We start from the raw sequence: 23,383 nt of genomic DNA, 5'->3' as shown, positions 1-23,383 counted from the left end.
GTCCGCCAGCCTATGTTGTACCGCCGGTAACTTGTTCGGTTCCACCCCTACCGCTCGGTATGCGGAGGCTCTACCCTCCCATCGTGCCAGTGATTGCTGGCGCGGTCCGGTGGGAGTCTGTCTGCGGGAGGCGGCATGAGCCAGCGGTACGAGCACGTGCGGGTGGCGGTGATCGGATCCGGGTTCGGCGGTCTCGGCGCCGCCGTCCGGCTGCGCCGCGAGGGGATCACCGACTTCGTCGTGCTCGAGCGGGCCGAATCGGTCGGCGGGACCTGGCGGGACAACAGCTACCCCGGCTGCGCCTGCGACGTGCCGTCCCATCTCTACTCGTTCTCCTTCGCGCCCAACCCCGACTGGCCCCGGACCTTCTCCGGGCAGGAGCACATCCGGGCGTACCTGGAGCACGTCACCGACACCTTCGGGATCCGCCCGCATCTCCGCTTCGGCCACGACGTGCTGATGATGCGCTGGAACACCGGCGAACTGCACTGGGAGATCGAGACCTCGCGGGGCGCGTTCACCGCCGACGTCGTGGTCTCCGCCACCGGCCCGCTGTCCGACCCCAAGGTCCCCGAGATCCCCGGGCTCGACGGGTTCCCCGGCCGGGTCTTCCACTCGGCGCGCTGGGACCACGACTACGACCTGCGCGGCAAGCGGGTCGCGATGATCGGTACCGGTGCGTCCGCCATCCAGATCGTGCCTGCCATCCAGCCCCTGGTGGCGAAGCTGACGCTGTTCCAGCGCACGCCTCCCTGGGTGCTGCCGCGGATGGACCGGGCCATCGGCGCGGGCGAGCGGCGGCTGCACCGGCTGCTGCCGCTGACCTCGACCGTCCGCCGCGGACTGCTCTGGGGCATCCGGGAGTTGCAGGTCAGCGCGTTCACCAAGCGCCCGAACCAGCTCGGCCTGATCGAGTCGATGGCCAAGGCCAACATGGCCAAGTCCGTCAAGGACCCGGCCCTGCGGGCGAAGCTGACGCCGTCCTACCGCATCGGCTGCAAGCGGATCCTGCTGTCCAGCGACTACTACCCGGCGCTCGCCCGGCCCAATGTCGACGTCGTCGCCTCCGGGCTGACCGAGGTCCGCGGCTCCACGGTGGTCGCGGCCGGAGGCGCGGAGGCCGAGGTCGACGCGATCGTGTTCGGCACCGGCTTCCACGTCACCGACCTGCCGATCGCCGACCGGGTGGTGGGCGCGGACGGCCACACCCTCGCCGAGGCCTGGAAGGACGGCATGGAGTCGCTGCGCGGCGCCACCGCCGCCGGCTTCCCCAACTGGATGACGATCATCGGCCCCAACACGGGCCTCGGGAACAGCTCGATGATCCTGATGATCGAGTCCCAGCTGAACTACCTGGCCGACTACCTGCGCCAGCTGGACGTCCTCGGCGGCCGGGTCGCGCTCGGCGCCCGCCCGTCCGCGGTCCACGCCTGGAACCGGCGGGTCCAGGAGCGGATGAAGCGGACCGTCTGGAACACCGGCTGCTCCAGCTGGTACCTCGACGCGAGCGGCCGCAACACCACCCTCTGGCCCGGTACGACCGGGGAGTTCCGGCGGCAGACCCGCACGGTCGACCTCGCCGAGTACGAGGTGATCCGCGCGCCCCGCACCGCTGCCGCGGACCGGGCGGCCGGGAGCACCGGAGCCGTCCCCGCCGCGGTGGGGGAGGAGGGCGCGTGAGCCGGCTCATGCAGCGGTTCGCGACGGCCCCCGCCCCGCCCGTCGCCGCGCGCGAACTGACCGCCGTCTCGGCCGACGGCTCCCGCCTGCACGTGGAGGTCCACGGCCCCGACGGCGCGCCCGCAGTGGTGCTCGCGCACGGCTGGACCTGCTCCACCCGGTTCTGGGCGGCACAGATCAGGGAGCTGGCCGCCGACCACCGGGTCATCGCCTACGACCAGCGAGGGCACGGTCGCACACCCGCCGTCGGCGAGGCCGGGGCCGGGGCCGGGGCCGTCGCCGGGTACGGGTACGGGTACGGCACCGAGGCCCTCGCCGACGATCTGGAGGCCGTGCTCGCCGCCGCGCTGGCGCCGGGCGAACGGGCCGTCCTCGCCGGGCACTCGATGGGCGGGATGACGCTCATGGCGGCCGCGTCCCGGCCGGGGTTCGCCGAGCACGCCGCGGCCGCGCTGCTGTGCAGCACGGGCAGTTCGCGGCTCGTCGCCGAGTCGCTCGTGGTGCCGATGCGGGCCGGTGCGTTCCGCACCCGGCTCACCCGGGCGATCCTGGGCTCGCGTGCCCCGCTCGGCCCGGTCACGCCGGTCTCCCGGAGGATCCTGCGCTACGCGACGATGGGTCCGGGCACGGCACCGGAGCGGGTCGCCGAGTGCGCCCGGATCGTGCACGCCTGCCCGCGCCGGACCCGGGTGGCCTGGGCGCATGTCCTCGCCGGGCTCGATCTGGACTCCGGCGTACGGGAGATGAGGCTGCCCACGGCGGTCGTCGCGGGTACCGCGGACCGGCTCACCCCGATCGTCCACGCCCGGGCGCTCGCCGCGTCGCTGCCCGAGTGCACGGGGCTCGTCGAACTCGCCGGGACGGGGCACATGACCCCGGTGGAGGCTCCGGAGGCGGTCACGGCGGAGATCAGGAAGCTGGTGGACGCGTACCTGGGGCGGGAGGCCGCTGCCGGGCAGGGGTCCCGTACGGCCCGGGAGGCCGCGGCGCAGCAGGATTCCGGTACGGCCTGGGAGGCCGCGGCGCAGCAGGATTCCGGTACGGCCCGGGGCGCCGCGGCCCGTCCGGATTCCCGTACGGCCCGGGAGATCCCCGCCGCGCGGGAGCCCCGTACGGTGCGGGAGGCCGCCGCCCGTCCGGGCACCCCTACGACGCAGGAGGAGAAGGCATGACCAGGGGCAGCCTCGAAGGGCAGGTGGCCGTGGTGACCGGAGCCGCCCGCGGCGTCGGCGAGTTGCTGGCCCGCAAACTCTCCGCACGCGGGGCCAAGGTCGCCCTCGTCGGACTGGAGCCGGACGAACTCAAGGCGGTCGCCGGGCGGTTGCACGGAGAGTGCGACCACTGGCACGCCGACGTCACCGACCATGTCGCGATGACGCGGGTGGCCCGTGAGGTCAAGGAGCGTTTCGGCAAGGTCGACATCGTCGTCGCCAACGCCGGTGTGGCGTCGGGAGGCCCGTTCGCGGACTCCGACCCGGAGGCGTGGCGGCGGGTCATCGAGGTCAACCTCATCGGGAGCGCGGTCACCTGCCGGGCCTTCCTGCCGGTCCTGGTCGAGTCCCGCGGCTACTTCCTCCAGATCGCCTCGCTCGCCGCGATCACCGCGGCGCCGATGATGACGGCGTACTGCGCCTCCAAGTCGGGGGTCGAGGCCTTCGCCCACAGCCTGCGGGCCGAAGTGGGCCACAAGGGCGTGAAGGTGGGCGTCGGCTATCTGTCCTGGACCGACACGGACATGGTGCGCGGGGCCGACCTGCACGACGTGATGCGGGAACTGCGGCAGCGGCTCCCGTGGCCGTCGAACCGCACCTACCCGCTCGGACCGGCCGTGGACCGGCTCGTCGCCGGGATCGAGCGGCGCTCCGCCCATGTGTACGCGCAGTGGTGGCTGCGCGGGATGCAGTCGGTCCGCGGCGGCCTTCCGAGCCTCATCGGGCTGGTGGGCCGGCGTGAGATGAGGCGTTTCGAGCCGCGGCTCGGCGGGATGCGGACGGGGCTCGTGGGCGCCGGCGGGGCCGCTGACGAGCGGGAACGTACGGAGCGTAACTGATCGAAATGCGCGGAATGTCCGCTCATGCCAGTCTGGTCGAGGCCCCGGGGGCCGGCCCAACGGCCCCCGTACCTCTCACCCTTCCAGGAGTGAACCAGATGGGTATCCAGGATCAGTTCAAGGACAAGGCGGACCAGCTCAAGGAGCAGGGGAAGCAGAAGCCCGGCATGAAGCAGGAGGCTTCGCAGCGCTCGCCGCAGCAGCGGCCGCAGCAGCGCCCCCCGCAGGAGCGCGGCCGGGAGCGGGGTCAGGAGCACGGCCAGGAGCACGGCCAGGAGCGCCGCCGTCCGGAGCGTGAGATGGGCGACGACCCGATGCACCGTCGTCACGACGCCTGACGTCCGGGGCATGCCGAAGGGGCGCACCCAGTGCACGGGGTGCGCCCCTTCTCCGTGGCCGGACGGGCCTTTTCCGTGGCCGGACGGGCCGGGAAGGCGGGCGCGGCCGGCCCCCGCCCTCGTCGTTCAGTGACGCGGCGGCAGCGGGGGGCGGCGCCGGTCGGGGACGTCGTCGTACCCCGGAGGGGTCTTGGCCGGATCCTTCGCGAGCCGGTCCAGCGCGACCTGGACCGCGGTGTCGAGATCGGTGCGCTTGCCCTCGGCCCAGTGCAGCGGCGGCCGTTCGGCGAAGATGTCCGGCTCGACGCCGTGGTTCTCCACCGACCAGCCGTACGCGTCGAACCACGCGGCGTTCATCGGCACCGTGATCACCGTCCCGTCCACGAGCCGGTGCCGGCCGGTCATGCCGACCACACCGCCCCAGGTCCGCTGGCCCACCACGGGGCCCACGCCCAGCAGCTTGAACGCCGCCGTGATCATGTCCCCGTCTGAGGAGGTCGCCTCGTCGGCGAGCGCCACGATCGGTCCGCGCGGGGCGTTCGAGGTGTACGAGACCGGCTGCGCGTTCCGCGTCAGGTCCCAGCCCAGGATCTTGCGCGTCAGCTGCTCCATGACCAGCTCGCTGATGTGGCCGCCCGCGTTGCCGCGCACGTCCACGATCAGCGACGGCCGTGACACCTCCATCCGCAGGTCGCGGTTGAACTGGGCCCAGCCCGACCCGCCGAGATCGGGGATGTGCAGGTAGCCGCACTCGCCGCCGCTCATCTCCCGTACCACCGCACGCCGTTTGGCGACCCAGTCCTGGTAGCGCAGGGGGCGTTCGTCGATCAGCGGCACGATCGCCACCCGCCGCGGCGGGCCCTCGCCCTCGGCGGGCCGGAAGGTCAGCTCCACGGTCGTCCCCCCTGCCGCGGCCAGCAGCGGGTACGGGCCGGTCACCGGGTCCACCGGGCGTCCGTCGACGTGCGTCAGCACGGCGCCCTCGCGGATCCCGGTGCCCGCGAGCGGGGACCGCGCCTTGGAGTCCGAGGAGTCGCCGGGCAGGATCCGGACCACGGTCCAGCCCTCCTCCCTGCGTGCCAGGTTGGTGCCGAGCAGGCCCATCGCCCGCTGGTAGTGGGGAGGTCCCTCGTTGCGGCGCGCGGGCGTGACGTAGGCGTGCGACGTGCCCAGTTCGCCGAGCACCTCACGGAGCAGATCGGCGAACTCGTCGGGGGAGGCGACCCGTTCGAGCAGCGGGCGGTACTGGTCCAGCACGGCGTCCCAGTCGATCCCGCACATGCCCGGGTCCCAGTAGTAGTCGCGGATGAGCCGGCCGGCCTCCTGGTACGCGCCGCGCCACTCCGCGGGCGGGTCCACCTCGTGCAGGATCCGGCGCATGTCGAGATAGACCGTGGAGTCGCTGTCGCCGGACTCGGTCGCCGGTACGGCGCGCAGCTCGCCGTCGTCGAAGACCACCAGCCGGGAACCGTCGCCGCTGACCGCGAACCAGTCGAGGTGCGCGACGAGTTCGGTCCTGCGCGCCTTGGGGATGTCGAAGTACTCCAAAGTCGGCCGGTGCGAGGGGTCGGCGGGGTTGGCGAACGTCTCGCCGAGCGCGCCCGAGATCGGCCATCGCAACCAGACCAGACCGCCGCCCGCGACGGGGTGCAGGGAGGAGTACTTGGAGGCGGCCACGGGGAACGGAGTGACCCGGCTCTCCAGCCCCTCCACCTCCACCATCGCCGCGCCCTCCCCGATGTCGGCCTCGGCGGGGTCGAGCCCGCCGGCCGCCGGCCGTCCGTCGGGCAGCAGCGCGAACGGCGACGGCGTCGCCGACGACAGCGGTACGAGATAGGGGCGGCAGCCCAGCGGGAAGGACAGGTCGCCGGTGTGCACGTCGTACACCGGGTCGAAGCCGCGCCAGGACAGGAACGCCAGGTAGCGGCCGTCGCGGGTGAAGACGGGGGACTCGTCCTCGAAGCGGCCGTTGGTGACGTCGACGACGGTGCGGGGGCCGGGGCCGTCGATGCGGGCCATCTTGATCTGCCGCAGGGAGCGGCCGATGAAGGGGTGCGACCAGGCGAGCCAGTTCCCCCGGGGGGAGAAGGCGAGATCGCGCACGGGGCCGTTCACGGAGCGGATCAGTTCGGTGACGACGCCCTCGCCGGAGCCTGCGCTCCCGTCCGCCGATCCGGAATCCGCACCGCCGGACGCGGCTCCGGACGCGGCTCCGGACGCGTCGGTGGCGGACGCGTCGGTGCCGGATGCATCGGTCGCGGACGGGCCTGCTCCGGACGCCTCGGTGCCGGACGCGCCGGTGCCGGACGGGCCGGCTCCGGACGCCTCGGTCCCGGACGTCTCGGTCCCGGACGCGCCGGCTCCGGACGCCTCGCCCCCCGTCCCCGCCCCCCGTACCGCCTCGGCCCCCTCCTCCTCCGCCACCGTGATCAGCAGCAGCCGCCCGTCGTGCGAGGCGATCGCGAGCCGCTCCCCGGCCGGGTCGGAGACCATCTCCAGCACCCGGCCCAGCCGTCCCGACGCCAGCCGCCGGGGCGGCCGGTGGCCGCTGGCCCGGGGCAGGTACGCGATCTCGACGGCGTCCTCGCCGTCCGCGTCCGTGACGTACGCGACCTGCCCGCCGCCGCTGCCCAGCATCACCGGCAGCCGTACCCGGACGCCCGGGGTGTCGGCGATGGTGCGCGCCGGCCCGTCGCGGTGGGTCAGCCAGTACAGGCTGCCGCGGACGACGACCGCACTGGCACGGCCGGTGGTGTCGACGGAGAGGCCGGCGACGTTGCTGGCGGCGGGGACCTGGTGGCGCCGCCGTCCGGCGCGCGGGCCGCCGAGCCAGACGTCCAGCTTCCGCGGTTGGGAGCCGGGCGCCAGGTCCTCCACGATCCACAGGTCGCCGGCGCACTGGTAGACGATCCGGCTGCCGTCGCTGGAGGCGTGCCGGGCGTAGAAGGCGTCGTGGTCGGTGTGCCGGCGCAGATCCGTGCCGTCGGGCAGGCAGGAGTACAGGTTCCCGACGCCTTCGTGGTCCGAGAGGAACGCGATGCGGCCGCCCACGAACATCGGGCAGTCGAGATGGCCGCCGATGTCCGCGAGCAGCCGTTCGCCGTGCAGATAGAGCCGCCCCATGGCGCCGCCCCGGTAGCGCTTCCACCCGGCCGGCTCGTGCGGTGGCTTCCCGGTGAGCAGCAGGGTGCGGTGCTGCCCGCCGGCGTCGGCGACGGAGATGTCGGACACCGGCCCCCAGGGCAGGCGCTTTCCCGGGTCGCCGTCCGTGGGCAGCTTGTAGGCCCAGGAGAAGTAGGAGAAGGGCTGGCCGTGCGAGGAGACCGCGAGGATGTTGCCGTCCGGGTCCCAGCCGCAGACCCGGGTGTCGGTCGAGCCCCAGTAGCTGAGGCGGCGTGCCGGTCCGCCGCCGACCGGTGCCAGATGGACCTCCGGGTCCAGGCTGCGCCAGGTCGTGTAGGCGATGAGGCTTCCGTCCGGGGAGAAGCGGGGGTGCCCGACCCGTGTCCGGTCGACGGTGACCCGCCAGGCCCGGCCGGGACTCTCGCCCGCCGGGACCAGGGGGGCGATCCAGAGGTCGTCCTCGGCCGCGAAGCAGAGCAAGTCGGCGTGGAGATGCGGGAAGCGGAGATACGCGACGTCGTCACTCACCCCTAAATGCTTTCCGCGTGCGCGGGGCCCGGCAACTTGTGGAGCCGGGCTTTCCCGGGGCGGCGCGACTGTGGCCCAGGACACGTACGAAACGGTTTCGTTTCGCTGGACGGCGGGGTACGGTCTTGGTGTACGAAACCGTTTCGTTCGGAAGGCTGGTCATGGCTCGCAGCAGACTCACGCCCGAGCGCGCGGCCGAGCTGTACGAAGCCGTGCTCGACCTGCTGCGCGAGGTCGGTTACGACGCCCTCACCATGGACGCCGTCGCCGCCCGCACCCGTTCCAGCAAGGCCACCCTCTACCGCCAGTGGGGGAGCAAGCCCGAGCTGGTCGCCATGTCGCTGCGGAACAGCAAACCGGTGGACATCTCCCGGATCGACACCGGCAGTCTGCGCGGCGACTTCCACGAGATGGTGTCCCAGGCCGACGACGGCCAGATGGAGCGGGACAACGCGCTGATGTGCGGCCTCGCCCGGGCGGTCCACGAGAACGAGGACCTGCTGCAGGCGCTGCGCGAGCTGTTCATCGAGCCCGAGATCACCGGGCTCGACGTACTGCTGCAGCGGGCGGTCGCCCGCGGGGAGATCTCCGCGGACAACCCCGCCCTGAAGTACCTGTCGCACATGCTGGTGGGCGCGTTCGTGGCCCATCCGCTGATCAGTGACGAGCCCATGGGGCAGAGCGTCCTGCACGAATACCTGGACGCGGTCGTGCTCCCCGCCCTGGGCGTTCCCGCGGGCGGCGACTGACCTCCCCCCGTCCTTCCCCGTCCCCTCCCCGTCCTCTCCCCGCGTCGCGCGAGACCTCCCCACCCCGCGCGAACCCTCCCGCAACCGAGTGCGACACCCCTCCCCGCAACCCACGCAACACTCTCCCCGCCCCGCAGTTCCGCACCGTCCCACCTGACGCGAACCGCTCACGTCGTCGGGCTGGTCAATCCTGCCCATCACCCCTACGACCTGACCGGGAGATCTCCTCGTGGCCACCTTCCTCTACAAACTCGGGCGGTTCGCCTTCCGGCGCCGACGGCTCGTCGCGCTGCTGTGGGTAGGGCTGTTCGCCCTCGCCGGAGTCGCCGCCTCGTCCGCGCCGACCGCCGCGTCAAGTTCCTTCTCCATACCGGGTACTGAGGCCCAGAAGGCCTTCGACCTGCTCGACGAGCGCTTCCCCGGCACCAGTGCCGACGGTGCGACCGCGCGCGTCGTCTTCAAGGCGCCCGACGGCGAGAAGATGACGGACCCCGCCCACCGGGCCGAGGTCGGGAAGGCCGTCGCCGAGCTCAGGTCCGGATCGGACCAGGTCGCCTCGGTCGTCGACCCCTACCAGGCCAAGGCGGTCAGCCGGGACGGCACCATCGCCTACACCCAGGTCTCCTACAAGGTCAGCGGCATGGAGCTGACCGACAAGGACCGGGAGGCCCTCACCGAGGCCGGGGAGCAGGCCAGGGAGGCGGGGCTGACCGTCGAGATCGGCGGTGACGCCCTGCTGGCCGCCCCGGAGACCGGCGCGTCCGAGGTCATCGGCGTCGGCGTCGCCGCGGTGGTCCTCGTCATCACCTTCGGTTCGCTGGTCGCGGCCGGGCTCCCGCTGCTCACCGCCATCATCGGCGTCGGCATCGGCGTCTCCACCATCACGGCGCTCGCCAGCACCCTCGACCTCGGCTCCACCACGGCCACCCTCGCCACGATGATCGGCCTCGCCGTCGGTATCGACTACGCGCTCTTCATCGTCTCGCGCTACCGGGCCGAGCTCGCCGAGGGACGCGACCACGAGGAGGCCGCGGGACGGGCCACCGGCACGGCCGGCTCCGCCGTCGTCTTCGCCGGACTGACCGTGGTCATCGCGCTCGTCGGCCTCGCCGTCGTCAACATCCCCATGCTCAGCAAGATGGGCTTCGCGGCCGCCGGCACGGTCGCCATCGCCGTCCTCATCGCCCTCACCCTGATCCCGGCCCTGCTCGGCTTCGCCGGCAAGCGGGTGCTGGGCCGCAAGGCCCGGAAGCAGACCGCGCCCGCGGACGACAAGCCCAACATGGGTACCCGCTGGGCCCGGTTCGTGCTGCGCCGCCCGGTCGCCGTGCTGCTCGCCGGTGTCGTGGGCCTCGGTGCCGTGGCCGTGCCGGCCGCGTCGCTGGAGATGGGCCTGCCGGACGACGGCTCCCAGCCCACCAGCACCACCCAGCGCAAGGCGTACGACCTGCTCTCCGAGGGCTTCGGCCCCGGCTTCAACGGTCCGTTGCTCGTCGTCGTCGACGGTGACAAGGCGGCCGCGGACGGCGCGGCGAAGGACATCGCGGGGCTCGACGGCGTCGCGGCCGTCACACCGGCCACGTACAACAAGGCCGGCGACACGGCGATGATCACGGTGATCCCCGAGGACCGGCCCAGTTCCACGGAGACCGAGGACCTCGTCCGCACCATCCGCGACACCACCGGCGACGAGGTGCACGTCACCGGCGCCACCGCGATGAACATCGACTTCTCGCAGCGGATGAACGACGCGCTGGCGCCCTATCTGGCCCTCGTGGTGGGGCTGGCGTTCCTGCTGCTGATGGTGGTCTTCCGGTCCGTCCTGGTGCCCCTGAAGGCGGCGCTCGGATTCCTGCTGTCGGTGGTCGCCGCGCTCGGCGCGGTCGTCGCGGTCTTCCAGTGGGGCTGGCTCGGCTCCCTCTTCGGCGTCGAGCAGACCGGCCCGATCATGTCGATGATGCCGATCTTCATGGTGGGCGTGGTCTTCGGACTCGCCATGGACTACGAGGTGTTCCTGGTGACGCGGATGCGCGAGGCGTTCGTGCACGGCGAGCGGCCGGGTCAGGCGATCGTCACCGGCTTCCGGCACGGGGCCCGGGTGGTCACCGCCGCCGCGGTCATCATGATCGCGGTGTTCGCGGGCTTCATCGGCTCCGGCGAGCAGATGGTGAAGATGATCGGCTTCGGACTCGCGATCGCGGTCTTCTTCGACGCCTTCGTCGTCCGGATGGCGATCGTGCCGGCGGTGCTCGCGCTGCTGGGCGGCAAGGCCTGGTGGCTGCCGCGCTGGCTGGACCGTGTGCTGCCGAGCGTGGACGTCGAGGGCGAGAAGCTGGGCGACGCGGGCGCCCCGGCCGGTGACGGCGGCAAGGAGCGGGAACTCGTCGGCACCTGACCGCGGCCCGGCCCGGGCGGCGCCCGGCTCACGGCCGGCGTGCGGGTGTCCCGCCGGGGCCGGGGCCGGTCCACGTCGGGCGTCCGGCCGGTCCGCAGGCCGGCGTCCGGCCGGTCCGCAGGCGGGTGTCCCGCCCGGGCCGGGGCGCGGCGTCCGTCCGCTCCGGCCCCGGAGAACGCAGGGCGCCCACCGGTCGCATCGACCGGTGGGCGCCCGTCTGCCGGCCGGGCCGGACGCAGACCCGATGGCGGGCCGGACGGCCGGCGCGGGCCGGCCGGGTGGCCCGGTCCGTCGCGCCGTGCCGGCGTCACACCCTCGTTGCCGGCGCGGCCGCTTCCTCGTGCGTGCGGTGCAGGAAGCGCACGAGGGGGTGGGCGTCGAACTGGATCACCGACACCCCGTCCGGCGAATGGAACTCGACGACCACCTGGGCACGCCCGCAGGGCCAGACGGCCACCGGACCCCCGCGGGCCGGTGCGCGCAGCCCCGCCTCCAGGAGCTCGCGGCGGAACGCCCATTCGGTGCCGCTGGGGAAGACGCACCGCACCGCGTCGGGATCCCCGCCGGGCTCGTAGCGGAGGGCCACCGGCACCGACCGGTAGTGGGGGGCGTCGTTGATGATCCGGGCCTTGGCGTGTTCGACAACCGAGGGGCTCTCGACAGTGTGAGACATCGGACGCTCCCCACATTCGCTCGCTTTGTCCTCTAATGTCCCATATTTTCACCCGTAAAACCCAGGCGTGTCGCTTGCATCTATCGCTGCTACGCTCTTGCAATCGATTCGCAACAGGGCGCATCATCGGACCGTCGACCAGCCGGGCCCGACGCGCGGCCTGTCCCCGGAAGCGGAGCCCGCCATGCATGTCCCCGACGGATTCATCGACCTCCCCGTCTCCGCCGCGGCGGGGGTCGCCGCCGCCGGTGCCGTCGCCGTGAGCCTGCGCGGCGCCCGCCGGGAGCTTTCCGGCACCGCCCATTCCGGAGGCCACGGGGGAGAGCGGACCGCGCCGCTCGCGGGGCTCGTCGCCGCGTTCATCTTCGCCGTCCAGATGCTCAACTTCCCCGTGGCGGCCGGGACCAGCGGCCATCTGCTCGGCGGGGCACTCGCGGCGATCCTCGTCGGGCCGTACACCGGGGTGCTGTGCATATCCGTGGTCCTGCTGCTCCAGGGCGTCCTCTTCGCCGACGGCGGCCTGACGGCGCTCGGCGTCAACATCCTGGTCATGGGCGTGGTCACGGCCGTCGTCGCCTACACCCTGTTCCGCGCCCTGGTACGGGTACTGCCCCGGAAGCGCAGGTCGGTGACGGTCGCCACCTTCGTCGCGGCCCTGGTCTCGGTGCCGGCGTCCGCCATCGCCTTCACGCTCCTCTACGCGATCGGCGGCACCACCGACGTGCCCGTCGGCACGGTCCTCGGCGCGATGACCGGCGTCCACCTCCTCATCGGCGTCGGCGAGGCCGTGATCACGGCGCTGACCGTCGGCACCGTCCTCGCCGTGCGGCCCGACCTCGTCCACGGCGCCCGCGGGCTGTCCGCGCCACTCAAGCTGCGTGTGGACGGCGAACTGGTCGACGCCTCGCCCGCCGCCGTGCCCGCACCCGCCGCCTCCCCGCGTCCGGTGCTGTTCGCCGGACTGGTGATCTCCCTGGTCCTGGCCGGATTCGTCTCCTTCTACGCCTCCGCCGACCCCGACGGTCTGGAGCGGGTCGCGGCCGACAAGGGCTTCGACCGGAAGGTGGAGGACCACGGCGCCGCCGGCTCCCCGCTCGCCGACTACGGCGTCAGCGGATTCGACGACGCCCGGGTCTCCGGCGGCCTCGCGGGAGTGATCGGCGTCGGCGCGACGCTGGCGGTGGGCACCGGCGTCTTCCTCGTGGTCCGCCGTCGCCGCCTCGACACCACCGAGGCCGGCAAGGAAACCGTGCGGGCCTGAGAAGCGGAGCCGCAATGAGCACGGGGCACGCGCACAAGCTCTACCGGCACGGGCACTCACCGGTCCACCGGCTGCCGCCGCACTGCAAGATCGCCGCGGCCCTCGGCTTCGTGCTGGTCGTGGTCTCCACCCCCCGCGAGGCGGTCTGGGCCTTCGGCCTGTACGCGCTGCTGCTGGCCGCCGTCGCCGCGGCGGCCCGCGTCCCGGCGGGCTTCGTGCTGCGCCGCATGGTGATCGAGGTCCCGTTCGTTGCCTTCGCGCTGCTGATGCCCTTCCTGGTGCCGGGCGAGCGCACCGAGTGGCTCGGCGTCTCCCTGTCCGTGCCGGGCCTGTGGGGCGCCTGGAACATCCTCGCCAAGGGGACGCTGGGCGTCGCCACCTCCGTCCTCCTCGCCTCGACCACCGAGCTGCGCTCCCTGCTGCTCGGACTGCAGCGGCTGCGGCTGCCGCCGCTGATGGTGCAGATCGCGTCCTTCATGGTCCGCTACGGCGATGTCATCGCCGACGAGATGCGGCGCATGGCCATCGCCCGGCGCTCGCGCGGCTTCGAGGCCCGCGGGGTGCGCCACTGGGGCGTGCTCGCGAAGTCCGCGGGCGCGCTGTTCATCCGCTCCTACGAGCGCGGCGAACGGGTGCACCTGGCGATGCTCAGCCGCGGCTACACCGGCACCATGCCCGTCATCGACGAGGTCGCCGCGTCCCGCGCCCAGTGGGCGTACGCGGCCGCACTCCCCTGCTCGGCACTCGCCGTCTGTCTGCTTGGCTGGACCCTATGACCTCGCCCCCTCCGGCAGCCGCCGTCCCGCCGTCGCTCGACGTACGCGGTCTGGCGTACGCGTACCCCGACGGCCACCAGGCCCTCTTCGGGGTCGACCTCACCGTCGGCCGCGGTGAACGGGTCGCCCTGCTCGGCCCCAACGGCGCCGGGAAGACCACCCTCGTCCTCCACCTCAACGGCATCCTCACCGGCGGCGCCGGCTCGGTCGCCGTCGCCGGGCTGCCGGTCGGCAGGCAGCACATGGCGGAGGTCCGGCGCAAGGTCGGCATCGTCTTCCAGGACCCCGACGACCAGTTGTTCATGCCGACCGTGCGCGAGGACGTCGCCTTCGGCCCGGCGGCCGCCGGGCTCCGCGGGGAGGACCTGGAGAGGCGGGTCCGCACGGCGCTCGACCGGGTGGGGATGGCGGAGTACCGGGACCGGCCGCCGCACCACCTGTCCTTCGGCCAGCGGCGCCGGGTGGCGGTCGCCACCGTCCTCGCCATGGAGCCGGAGATCCTCGTACTCGACGAGCCCTCGTCCAACCTGGACCCGGCCTCCCGGCGCGAACTCGCCGACATCCTGCGCTCCCTGGACGTCACGGTCCTGATGGTCACGCACGACCTGCCGTACGCACTGGAGCTCTGCCCGCGCTCGGTGATCCTCAGCGAGGGCGTCATCGCCGCCGACGGGCGTACCCAGGACCTGCTCGCCGACCCCGGACTCATGCGCGCGCACCGGCTGGAACTGCCTTTCGGCTTCGATCCGCGTGCCGTGACGACGGGCGCGTGACCGGCCCGGTGCGGGCTCCCCTCCGCCGGTGACCGACCCGGAATCCGTTCGCAGCCCGGCACGTTGCACCATGGTGGGGCGAGGGGCAGGGCGGAACGGCAGGGAGAGGTCGGGGTGGACGTGGACGTCCGGGGCACGGTCGCGGAAGGCTTCGAGCCCGTCCGGGACGCGTTCGCCCGCAACTTCGAGGCGCGTGGGGAGCACGGCGCCGCCGTCGCCGTCTACCGGGACGGGGTGAAGGTCGTGGACCTCTGGGGCGGCACCCGGGACGTGGACGGCACCGAACCGTGGGCCGTGGACACCGCGCAGGTCGTGCGCTCGGCCACCAAGGGCGTCGCCGCGGCCGTACCGCTGCTGCTGCACCAGCGCGGGCAGCTCGACCTGGACGCGCCCGTCGGCACGTACTGGCCGGAGTTCAAGGCCGCGGGCAAGGAACGGGCCCTGGTACGGCACCTGCTGTCGCACCGGGCCGGAGTGCCCGCGCTCGACCGGCCGCTCACCCCGGCGGAGGCCGCCGACGGCACGACCGGGGCACGCGCCGTCGCCGCCCAGGCGCCCGCCTGGGAACCCGGCACCGATCACGGCTACCACGCCCACACCTACGGCTGGCTGCTGGCGGAACTCGTCCGCAGGGTCACCGGACGCACCATCGGCCGCTGGACCGCCGAGGAGATGGCCCGCCCGCTCGGCCTGGACTTCTGGATCGGGGCCCCCGGCGACGAGGCCCACCGGATCGGCAGGATCGGCCGGATCGGGGAACCGCCCACGGCATCCGGCGGCGGGCTGAAACTGCGGCCCAAGCGTTCCGTCGCCGAGGCGTACCGCGACCCCGACTCCCTCACCCGCCGGGCCTTCGGCGCGATCGACCCGTTGCCCGACGAGAACGACCCCGGCTACCGCTCCGCGGAGCTCCCGGCCTCCGGCGGCGTCTCCACCGCCCGCGCGCTGGCCCGCTTCTACGCGGCGACGATCGGCCCGGTCGACGGCCACCGGCTCTTCGCCCCCGCCACGCTCACCCTCGCCCGCACCGAGGAGTCCACCGGCCCCGACCGCGTCCTCGTCGTCGGCACCCGCTTCGGCCTGGGCTACATGCTCCACGGCCCGGCCTCCCCCCTGCTGGGCCCCGGCTCGTTCGGCCACCCGGGCCGCGGCGGTTCGCTCGCCTTCGCCGACCCGGAGTCCGGCGTCGCCTTCGGCTACGTCACCAACGGCATGCGCAAGGGCGTCACGGCCGATCCCCGGGCGCAGGCCCTGGTCCGGGCGGTCCGCTCGGCGATATGACCGGGTCGTGCGGCGTGCCGAGGGGGACGGCGGGCCGATCACCGGGCGGGGCGTCGCGGTGCGGCGCAGGGCGGCGCAGGACGGAGCGCGGCGGCTCGGGGCGGAGCGCGGCGAGGACCGCCGGCGCAACCGCGACCGTCACGCCGGGCGCTCGCGCACGTCCACCAGCTTCGCGCCCGCGTGCGCGATCACGGACGCGGGGTCGAGCGGGAACACGGTGTGCGGGGTACCGGCCGCCGCCCACATCACGGCGTGGTCGAGCAGACCCCGGTCGGCGAGCACCCGGGTCGCCGTGCGGTGCCCGAAGGGCGGCACACCGCCGATCGCGTACCCGGTCGTCTCCCGTACCAGGTCGGCGTCGGCCCGCCGGACCGCGGTGGCGCCCAGCTCCCGCCGCACCAGCTCCACGTCGACGCGCGACGAGCCGTCCATCAGCACCAGCACCGGCTCGCCCTCCTGAGGGTCCTCCGCCCCCTGGACCCCCTGGGCGACGAACACCAGGGACTTGACGATCTCGGCCACATCGCAGCCGATCGCGTCCGCGGCCTGGGCGGCCGTCCGCGTGGCGTCCGGGAAGCGGCGTACCTCGACGTCGAGGCCGAGCGTGCGCAGGGCCTCGGCGAAACGGGGGTGGGCGGGGGAGCCGGCAGTGTTCATGGGCGGTCACGCTAGCGGTGGCTGTACCGGCCATGCGACAGCGTTTCGGTCGGCGGTACGCGGATTGGGTGCGGGTGCGGGTGCGGGCTCGGGCGCGGTCCTCGTACCGCGGAGGCGGCGGGTCCGGCCGCCGGCGGGAGGCGGCCGGTCGCCTGTGCGGGGAGTCGCCTGCGCGGGGCGTTCGGCCGCCTGTGCGGGCCGGCCCGGTTCGGCGCGGGTCCCGCCCCGGGGCAGGCTCCGTGCCGGTCCCGCCGCGGGCCGCCCCGGCCCCGGTTCCGGCTCCGCCCCTGCCCTCAGCCGGACTTGAGGACCGACGCCACCAGCGGCCCGGCCGCGTCGCCGCCATGTCCGCCCGCCTGCACCACCGCGGCCGCCGCCAGGTCCCCGGCGAACCCGGCGAACCAGCTGTTCGACGTGGCCTGCCCGTCCACCTCCGCGGACCCCGTCTTCGCGCCCTTGTCGCCGGGCACGCCGGCCATCGCCTCCGCGCCCGAGCCCCACTGGGCGGTGGCCCGCATCATGTCCCGCAGCTGCCCCCACACCGATCCCGACAACCGCCGGTTCGCGGTGGCCAGTTCACGACCGTCCAGCGAGCGCGGCACCACGACGGGCTGCCGGAAGCCGCCGTTCTTGGCCGTGGCGGCTATGGAGGCGACGGTCAGCGCGTTCATCTGGATCGTGCCCTGGCCGATGTACTGCGCGGCCGCCTCCCCGCCGGCGCCCTCCGGTACCGAGCCGTCGAAGGTCGGCACCCCGGTGCTCCATTCGAGACCGATGCCGAACGTGTCCCGCGCCAGCCGCGACAGCGCCGCGTCGTCGCCGACCTTGCGGATCTGCTTGATGAAGGCGGTGTTGCAGGAGCGGGCGAAGCTCTGGGTGAACGTGCCGTCGGGGATGTCGAAGTGGTCCAGGTTGTGGAAGGTCTGCCCCTGGTACATCACGTTCTTCGGGCACTCCACCTTCCGGTCGGCGGCGACCAGCCCCTTGTCCAGCAGCAGCGCCGCGGTCACGATCTTCATCGTCGAACCGGGCGCCTGCTGCCCTCCGAGCGCCGCGTTGAAGCCGTCCGCGCGGTTGTTGGCCACCGCGCGGATCTCTCCCGTGCTCGGCCTGATCGCGACGACCGACGCCTCGCTGTGCCGCTTCACGGCCTGCTCCGCCGCGGCCTGGACATCCGCGTCGAGCGTGGTCACCACCTCGCCCGGCTCGCCCTCGGCCAGCGTCAGCACCGTGCTGTCCGCGCCGTCCGCGCCGTCAGCCGGGCTGATGACCAGCTCCACCCCGGGCTTGCCGCCCGCCTTGTCCCCGTAGCGCTGCCGCAGTTGGTCGAGCACCGGACCGAGCGAGGGGTACTTCTCCTTCGTCAGTTCCCTGCCCCTGCGGTCGACGGCCTTGATCGGCGGCGCGGCCGTGGGCCCCGTCTTCAGCCGCGCCCCCTCGCCGAGTTGCGGGTGGACGACGGACGGAGCCCAGTCGACGAGCGGACGGCCGGTGGTGAGACCGCGGACGACCGTGAGCTCGGAAGCGTACGTCCAGGGCTTGCTCGCGCCCTCGTACGAGACCGTGGCGCTGACCGTGAACGGCACCTTCGGCCCGACCGGCTTCCCCTGCTTCATCGTCACGCCGCTGACGTGGGCACCGTCGCGGAAGGAGCTGAGCAGAGGCTCCGCCTCGGCGGCGTCGTTGGTGAGCTGCGCGGCCCGTGGCGCCTGGCCGGACGCCCAGGCGGCGAGGAAGTCCTTCGCGGTCGTACGGATCTCCTCGGCGCTCGGCGGCCCCGACCTCTTCGTGACGGCGCCGGACTTCGACTCCGTACCCCCGTCGTCACCACCCCCGAGGGCGCTGTGGGCGCCGTACCCCACACCGCCCGCGAACAGCACGAACACACCGCCCACGACGGCGATCTTGGCTCCACTGCGCATACCGCAGTCCCTCCCCCGGGCTCCGCATGGCCTTGAACACGTTCGAAAGTATGTGTGGCACTCTACGTGACAGTAGTGATGCGGTTGACGAGCGTTACCGGACTGTGCCGTCGCCGGACGCGGCCCGAGACCCACCGCGCGCGACCCACCGCCCGCGACTCACCGCCCGCGACCAACCTCCCGAGCCGGGCGGGCGGCCTGTCCCTGCCGCCCGGCCGGGCGGGCGGCCGGACCCTTCGCCGAACCGGGTAGGGCAAAGGCCATGAAGCGCGCGCGCACCATCGACACCACCACGGCACCGTTCGCCGATCACTCGCCTGCCATGGTCTGGTACACGGCCTACGGCTCCAACACCCATCTGGAGCGGCTGTCGCACTACCTCACCGGCGGCCGCCCGCGCGGCGCGGCCCGCACCTATCCAGGTTGCCGCGACCCCCGCCCACCCGCGGCGTCCGTGCCGGTCGAAGTGCCGGGCGCGCTGTACTTCGCCACCCGCTCCCCGGTGTGGCGCGGCGGCCGGGCCTTCTTCGACCCCGCCGCGGCCGGCACGGTCCTGGCCCGCGCGCATCTGGTGACCGCCGCGCAGTTCTCGGACATCGTGGCCCAGGAGATGTACCGCGCGCCGGGGGCCGACCTGGACCTCTCCGAGGCGCTGGCCCGCGGGAGAGCGCAACTCGGCGGCGGGCGCTACGAGACGCTCGTCTGCCCCGGAGCCCTGGACGGACGGCCCGTCCTGACCTTCACGGCCCCCTGGTCGCTCCACGACGTGGAGTGGACCCGGCCGTCCGCCGCCTATCTCCGCCATCTCGTCGCCGGACTGCTGGACGCCGGCGCCTGGCCGGCGTCCGAGATCGCCGCCTATCTCGCGGCCCGTCCCGGCGCGGCGGGGCACTGGACCGCGGACGCCGTCGCGGCCCTCACGGCGGGGCGTTGAGTAGGGGGAAGGGCTGACCGCGGCCAGGTGCCCAGCGCGGGAAGGGCTGGGTGTGGCGGGGTGGGTGTGGCCGGGATGGGTGCGGGGAGACCTCAGTGCCCGGTGGTGCCGGCCACCCGTTCCATCTCCTTCCGGGCCCTGTCCATCTCGTCACCGATGACGGCGTCGGCACTGTCCGTGATGATCTTGTCGCGCTCCTTTCGCGGCAGGCCCTGGCAGTGTGGGGGCAGACCGGGGGCGATCTCCGTGCCGTCGGCGACGGCCGCCTCGATCTCGGCGGTGGCCTCGTCCCGGCACTTGACCGCGTCCGGGCGGTCCGGGCCACCACCGAGGAGGAGCACTGCCAGGGTGACGGCGAGCGCCGCCACGGCGGCGCTCGCCGATGCGGCGAGGACGGTGCGGTTCCGGGCGAGGTCGGTAAGGGTGGGCACGGGAGTTCCTTCCAGCGGTGTCCCTGTGTGGTGGGAGGAGGGGAGTCAGGTCAGGGCGAGGTAGCTGCTCCAGTCGGCGGTCATCACGGTCTTGACCGGCGGGTTGGTATTGGTCTTGCTCGGGTGGTAGACGCGGATGTTGCCGGTGGACGCCTCCCGGGCCCAGAGGTCGGGGATGCCGTCGCCGCTGGTGTCGGGAATGGCGATGATCTGGTCGATGTTGGTGGCGGTCCAGCTGGTTCCGTACGGGGTGTCGACGCCTTCGCGGGACTTGGCGGCGGTGGACAGCGAGACCGGGTCGAGGCCCTTCCCGCCGGCCGCGGGCTTTCCGTGCCGGATGTACATGTTGCCGTTGGAGGGATTGCGCCAGAGCATGTCGGCGGTGCCGTCCAGGTCGACGTCGGCGACGTTGATCAGGTCGCGTCCGGCCCAGGTGCCGTCGGCGAGGAGTTTGACGGCTTCGGCGAAGGCGCCGGCGGTGTAGCCGGAGAGGAACCAGAGCTGTCCGGCATCGGTGATGACCATCAGGTCCGCTTCACCGTCTCCGTTGACGTCGCCGGTGGTGCGCATCTCGTCCCAGGTGGCGGGGGCCGGAGCGTTGTCCGGCAGCAGTACGCGCACGCGTTCGTCGGTGTTGGTGCTGCCGTAGCCGTCCCCCGGGTAGATCCACAGCTTGCCGTCCGGGGTGCGGGCGAGGATGTCGGTGAGTCCGTCGCCGGGGTGGAGGTCGCCCCACTTGGAGATCAGGGCGTGCTTCTTCGTGGTGGCGGTGGCGCCGGCGTCGTACCAGTGGCCGGGGGGCGTCTGCCGGCCGGTGCCGTCGTAGGAGGCGATGAGACCGCCGTAGACCTCGCCGCCCTTCTCGCCGGGGTAGGTGTACAGGCTGCCGTCCCCCCGGATGACGACGAGGTCGGGCTGGGTGTCCCCGGTGACGTCGCCGGGGCCGTCGTCGGTACGGCCGGACGGGATGAACGTCCTGATCTGGCTGCGGACGGAGCGGTTGCCGACGGCGTCGTAGGCATAGGCGTGGATATAGGTCGGGCCTGCGGTGGGCGCCTTGAGGGTGATGGTGACCGGAGCGCCCTTGGCGGCGCGGGTCACCGTCTCGATGAGGTGCCCGGTGACGGGACTGCGGTCGATGCGGAAGGTCTGCCCGCCGGCCGGGTCGTCGAGGTAGATGTGGGTGTAGTCGATGGAGTTGAAGCCGATGGCGTAGCGGGTGGCCGAGGCGCTGGAGTCGAGGACGACGGTGCCGGAGGTGCCGTGCGGGGCCTCGACCGCCCAGTTGCTGCCCTCGGAGTTGGCCTCGGGAAAGTCGGTCGAGGTCAGGGTGGGGGCGGCGGGAGCGGTGTCGTCGACGGTGAAGCGGCAGGGGTCGGAGCCGTCGGGGAAGTAGGTGGAGACGGCGCCTTCGGTGTCCTCGGCGCGGATGTCCCAGGAGTAGGTCTTGCCGTCGGCGAGCTGGGACTCGGGCACGGTGACGGACGCGGTCTGGGTCTTGGACCCACCGCTCCCGGTGACCACCTTGTCGAGGATCTTGGTGCTGGCGCCGTTCTCCCAGAGGCGGAAGCGCAGCCCCTTGAGGTTGGAGTCCAGGTCGGTGGCGGTGGCCGACATGACGACGTCCGTGAGGCCGATGACCTCCTCGCCGATGACGGTGTTGCAGGAGCCGTTGGAGATGTCGCCGTTCACGGGCTGCTGCGGGGGCCGGTTGTAGTGGACGGTCAGCACGGCGCTGCCGGCGTCGAACTTGCGCCAGGAGTACGAGGAGGTCTCCGTGCTGGCCTCGAGGCCCAGGGTCAGGTAGTCCCAGCTGCCGTTCGCCGCTTCCTGGGCGCCGGACTTGACGTCGTATCCGACGTACGCGTCGGGGCAGGAGCTGTTGTAGCCGTGGGCGAAGGACTTGGCGCCGAGTTGCCGCTTCTTGCCGGGCTGGTTGTTCCAGGTGGTCGACGTGGAGATGGAGCCGGTGAGCCAGAGCTCGATCTGCCGGGCCTCGCAGGACCAGGAGTGGACGTTCTTGATCTTCCAGGTGGCGGAGATGACGGTCGAACCGGCGATGCCGCCGCCGAAGTTCATCTTCCAGTACGAGCGGGAGAGCCCGCCGGTGTTGGACTCGTAGCCGACGCGGGCCTCGTCGGTTCCGCCGCTGAAGTTGGTGCCGTTGTAGAAGTTGCTGTTGGGGTACGGCTTGTAGGCCATCGTCCACCCCTTCTCGGTTCGCTCGACCGTGGGGTCGAGGAAGACCGGGAAGCGGACCTCGCCCCGGTCGACGAGGTCACCTGTCAGCAGACCGGTCGCCGCGGCGTCCAGGGTGAGGGTGGCCGACCCGGTGCCGCCGCCGTCGAGCGTGGCGGGCAGGATCGCGGTGGCCGAGCCGGGCTCGGGGCCGGTGAGACCGGTCAGCGCGAAGGTGTTCCTGGCGGTGGTGGTGTCGGTGTACGGCTTCGCCGCCGGGTCCTCGGGGCTCTCGAGGCCGGCCGAGTCCCAGGCGAACGGGGTGGGAATCGCGCCCACGACCTCGTCGCTGTCCTTGTCGGTGATGGCCACGCCGCCGGTTTCGGCGTCGAGCGAGAACGCGGCGGTGTCCGAGCGCAGTCCGTAGGAGACCGTGCGGAGGGCCTTCTGCCGGGCCGCTTCCTCGTCCTTGACGATCAGCAGCTGGCCGAAGCCACCGACCTCCCGTGCCACCAGCAGGAGGTCCACGCCGGGCAGCACCTCGCGGTAGAGCGCGCGGTTGCCGTCGACGGCGGGCTCGGGCAGTTCGCCCGGCCAGGTGTAGGTGACGGTGTGCCCTTCGTAGCTGGTGGAGGCGAGGAACGTCTCGGGAACCGCGGGGTCGGCGGCCGGCTGGCTCCCGGGGCGGGCGGCCGGCTGAACCTGGGACCGCCCGCCGGTGGGACGCCACACGGCGGTGGCGGCGGTCCCGGCGCGATCGACGGCGTTGGACGCCGACCGGCTCGCCTTGCCGCCGCCCGCCGTGCGCGAGGCTCCCGCCGCGAACTCCACCGCGCCCGGCACGTTGACCGGGCGCAGCCGGGTGCCGTCCCCGGTGGGCCGCAGCCGGGCGTCGATGGGCGCCCAGGTGCCGTCGGGGCGCTGGGCGCGCACCGGGACGGCGTGGGTCTCGGTACGCCAGGTACCGTCCGGCAGCGCGAAGGTGCGGGAGGACTCGGTGGTCTCCGTCTCCACCAGCACGTCCCGTTCGGTGGCCCGTGCCTCGCGTGCCGCCTGGGCGGCGGTGACGGGGCCGGCCTCCCCCTCCGGAGCCGGCTTGGCGGCCCGGGGAGTGCCGGAGTTCCAAGGAGCCCAGGCGAGCAGCCCGGCCACCAGTGCGGCGCTGAGCAGCGCGGCCATTACGGCGATACGGGATCGCGGGCCGACCGGGACGAGCGGACGGCTGGGTGATCGGTCGGACACGACGGCAGGCTCCCCGGGAACACGACGGGCACGGCGCCCGAACCCCCGACCCCGGCGGTCGCGGTACTGACCTGGGCGTCTTTGGGCACGGGCCCGCACAAGCTGCCGCAGGGGCGAAGCCGCTGTCGAGTCCCGCCGGGAGACCGGAACGTGATCGATCCGTTGTCGATCACGCGGTGTGATGCCCGGAAAGTCGCATCTGGCCCCCGGGGGCGTCGTGGCGTGTGCCCTGCGTGCCGTGAATGCCCTACTGCGAGCGGAGTGATCACGTAAGTGGATCTTCCCCCGCTGTGTGGCGTTGCTGACGGCCGATCAGTCGCGCAATCCGTGGCCGACTTGTGATCGATCACTGTAGGTGACCTGTACGGATGTGGCGGGAATCGTGAAGGCTC

17 protein-coding genes are annotated in these 23,383 nt (G+C 73.0%); 11 read left to right on the top strand and 6 right to left on the bottom strand.

Annotated features, from left to right (window positions below; all coding sequences use genetic code 11):
• Positions 1 to 135 precede the first annotated feature (135 nt).
• The 4 genes from DDW44_RS12335 (at position 136) to DDW44_RS12320 (ending at position 4,068) form a co-directional block, all read left to right on the top strand.
• Complete coding sequence (locus tag DDW44_RS12335) at positions 136 to 1,680, top strand: flavin-containing monooxygenase (RefSeq protein WP_027733393.1); 1,545 nt, start codon at positions 136 to 138, stop codon at positions 1,678 to 1,680.
• A complete protein-coding gene (locus DDW44_RS12330; RefSeq protein WP_108906444.1) occupies positions 1,677 to 2,852 on the top strand; it encodes an alpha/beta fold hydrolase in 1,176 nt (391 codons plus the stop codon). Before DDW44_RS12335 ends, DDW44_RS12330 begins: the two co-directional genes overlap by 4 nt.
• On the top strand, positions 2,849 to 3,730 hold the full coding sequence (locus DDW44_RS12325; protein WP_017945718.1) for an SDR family oxidoreductase: 882 nt from the start codon (positions 2,849 to 2,851) through the stop codon (positions 3,728 to 3,730). The genes DDW44_RS12330 and DDW44_RS12325 overlap by 4 nt, the downstream gene beginning before the upstream one ends.
• Before the next feature lie 98 nt (positions 3,731 to 3,828).
• Positions 3,829 to 4,068: a hypothetical protein gene (locus tag DDW44_RS12320; RefSeq protein ID WP_108906443.1), complete on the top strand. Its 240-nt coding sequence runs from the start codon at positions 3,829 to 3,831 to the stop codon at positions 4,066 to 4,068.
• Positions 4,069 to 4,194: 126 nt separating this feature from the next.
• Here the strand turns inward: DDW44_RS12320 and DDW44_RS12315 are convergent, their stop codons facing one another.
• The gene (locus DDW44_RS12315; RefSeq protein ID WP_108906442.1) at positions 4,195 to 7,719 is read right to left on the bottom strand and encodes a S41 family peptidase; all 3,525 of its coding nucleotides are present in this window, start codon (positions 7,717 to 7,719) and stop codon (positions 4,195 to 4,197) included.
• Positions 7,720 to 7,880: 161 nt separating this feature from the next.
• Here DDW44_RS12315 and DDW44_RS12310 point away from each other — a divergent pair, with 161 nt between their 5' ends.
• Both DDW44_RS12310 and DDW44_RS12305 read left to right on the top strand, forming a co-directional pair.
• Positions 7,881 to 8,468 (top strand): TetR/AcrR family transcriptional regulator, encoded by a 588-nt coding sequence (locus tag DDW44_RS12310; protein ID WP_017945721.1) that lies wholly within the window; start codon positions 7,881 to 7,883, stop codon positions 8,466 to 8,468.
• Positions 8,469 to 8,697: 229 nt separating this feature from the next.
• Positions 8,698 to 10,863, top strand: coding sequence for an MMPL family transporter (locus DDW44_RS12305; protein WP_108906441.1), 2,166 nt, complete (start codon positions 8,698 to 8,700; stop codon positions 10,861 to 10,863).
• A gap of 307 nt (positions 10,864 to 11,170) precedes the next feature.
• Here DDW44_RS12305 and DDW44_RS12300 read toward each other — a convergent pair whose 3' ends face one another.
• The gene (locus DDW44_RS12300; protein WP_017945723.1) at positions 11,171 to 11,536 is read right to left on the bottom strand and encodes an SsgA family sporulation/cell division regulator; all 366 of its coding nucleotides are present in this window, start codon (positions 11,534 to 11,536) and stop codon (positions 11,171 to 11,173) included.
• A 184-nt stretch (positions 11,537 to 11,720) separates the two neighbouring features.
• Between DDW44_RS12300 and DDW44_RS12295 the strand changes: the two genes are divergently transcribed.
• The 4 genes from DDW44_RS12295 to DDW44_RS12280 all read left to right on the top strand — a co-directional run bounded on the left by DDW44_RS12295 (position 11,721) and on the right by DDW44_RS12280 (position 15,627).
• On the top strand, positions 11,721 to 12,797 hold the full coding sequence (locus DDW44_RS12295) for an energy-coupling factor ABC transporter permease (RefSeq protein ID WP_108906440.1): 1,077 nt from the start codon (positions 11,721 to 11,723) through the stop codon (positions 12,795 to 12,797).
• A 14-nt stretch (positions 12,798 to 12,811) separates the two neighbouring features.
• On the top strand, positions 12,812 to 13,573 hold the full coding sequence (gene cbiQ, locus DDW44_RS12290) for a cobalt ECF transporter T component CbiQ (protein ID WP_017945725.1): 762 nt from the start codon (positions 12,812 to 12,814) through the stop codon (positions 13,571 to 13,573).
• Positions 13,570 to 14,346: an energy-coupling factor ABC transporter ATP-binding protein gene (locus DDW44_RS12285; RefSeq protein ID WP_017945726.1), complete on the top strand. Its 777-nt coding sequence runs from the start codon at positions 13,570 to 13,572 to the stop codon at positions 14,344 to 14,346. The genes cbiQ and DDW44_RS12285 overlap by 4 nt, the downstream gene beginning before the upstream one ends.
• A 120-nt stretch (positions 14,347 to 14,466) precedes the next feature.
• Positions 14,467 to 15,627 (top strand): serine hydrolase domain-containing protein, encoded by a 1,161-nt coding sequence (locus DDW44_RS12280; protein ID WP_167455575.1) that lies wholly within the window; start codon positions 14,467 to 14,469, stop codon positions 15,625 to 15,627.
• Between the two features lie 138 nt (positions 15,628 to 15,765).
• Here DDW44_RS12280 and DDW44_RS12275 read toward each other — a convergent pair whose 3' ends face one another.
• Positions 15,766 to 16,284: a YbaK/EbsC family protein gene (locus tag DDW44_RS12275; protein ID WP_108906438.1), complete on the bottom strand. Its 519-nt coding sequence runs from the start codon at positions 16,282 to 16,284 to the stop codon at positions 15,766 to 15,768.
• Between the two features lie 293 nt (positions 16,285 to 16,577).
• Positions 16,578 to 18,206, bottom strand: a complete 1,629-nt coding sequence (locus tag DDW44_RS12270) for a penicillin-binding transpeptidase domain-containing protein (RefSeq protein ID WP_108906437.1) — start codon at positions 18,204 to 18,206, stop codon at positions 16,578 to 16,580.
• Between the two features lie 262 nt (positions 18,207 to 18,468).
• Between DDW44_RS12270 and DDW44_RS12265 the strand changes: the two genes are divergently transcribed.
• On the top strand, positions 18,469 to 19,140 hold the full coding sequence (locus DDW44_RS12265; RefSeq protein WP_108906436.1) for a histone deacetylase: 672 nt from the start codon (positions 18,469 to 18,471) through the stop codon (positions 19,138 to 19,140).
• 92 nt (positions 19,141 to 19,232) lie between these two features.
• On the opposite strand, the gene DDW44_RS12260 is transcribed toward DDW44_RS12265, so the two are convergent.
• Entirely contained in the window at positions 19,233 to 19,571 is a 339-nt protein-coding gene (locus DDW44_RS12260; protein ID WP_108906435.1) for a hypothetical protein, read from the bottom strand.
• A gap of 45 nt (positions 19,572 to 19,616) precedes the next feature.
• Positions 19,617 to 22,991 (bottom strand): FG-GAP-like repeat-containing protein, encoded by a 3,375-nt coding sequence (locus tag DDW44_RS12255; RefSeq protein WP_244224008.1) that lies wholly within the window; start codon positions 22,989 to 22,991, stop codon positions 19,617 to 19,619.
• Positions 22,992 to 23,383 lie beyond the last annotated feature (392 nt).

It is taken from the genome of Streptomyces tirandamycinicus, from assembly GCF_003097515.1.
GTDB lineage: Bacteria > Actinomycetota > Actinomycetes > Streptomycetales > Streptomycetaceae > Streptomyces > Streptomyces tirandamycinicus.
Note: the sequence above shows the minus strand (reverse complement) of the source record. Positions and strands in the feature narration are given on the sequence as shown.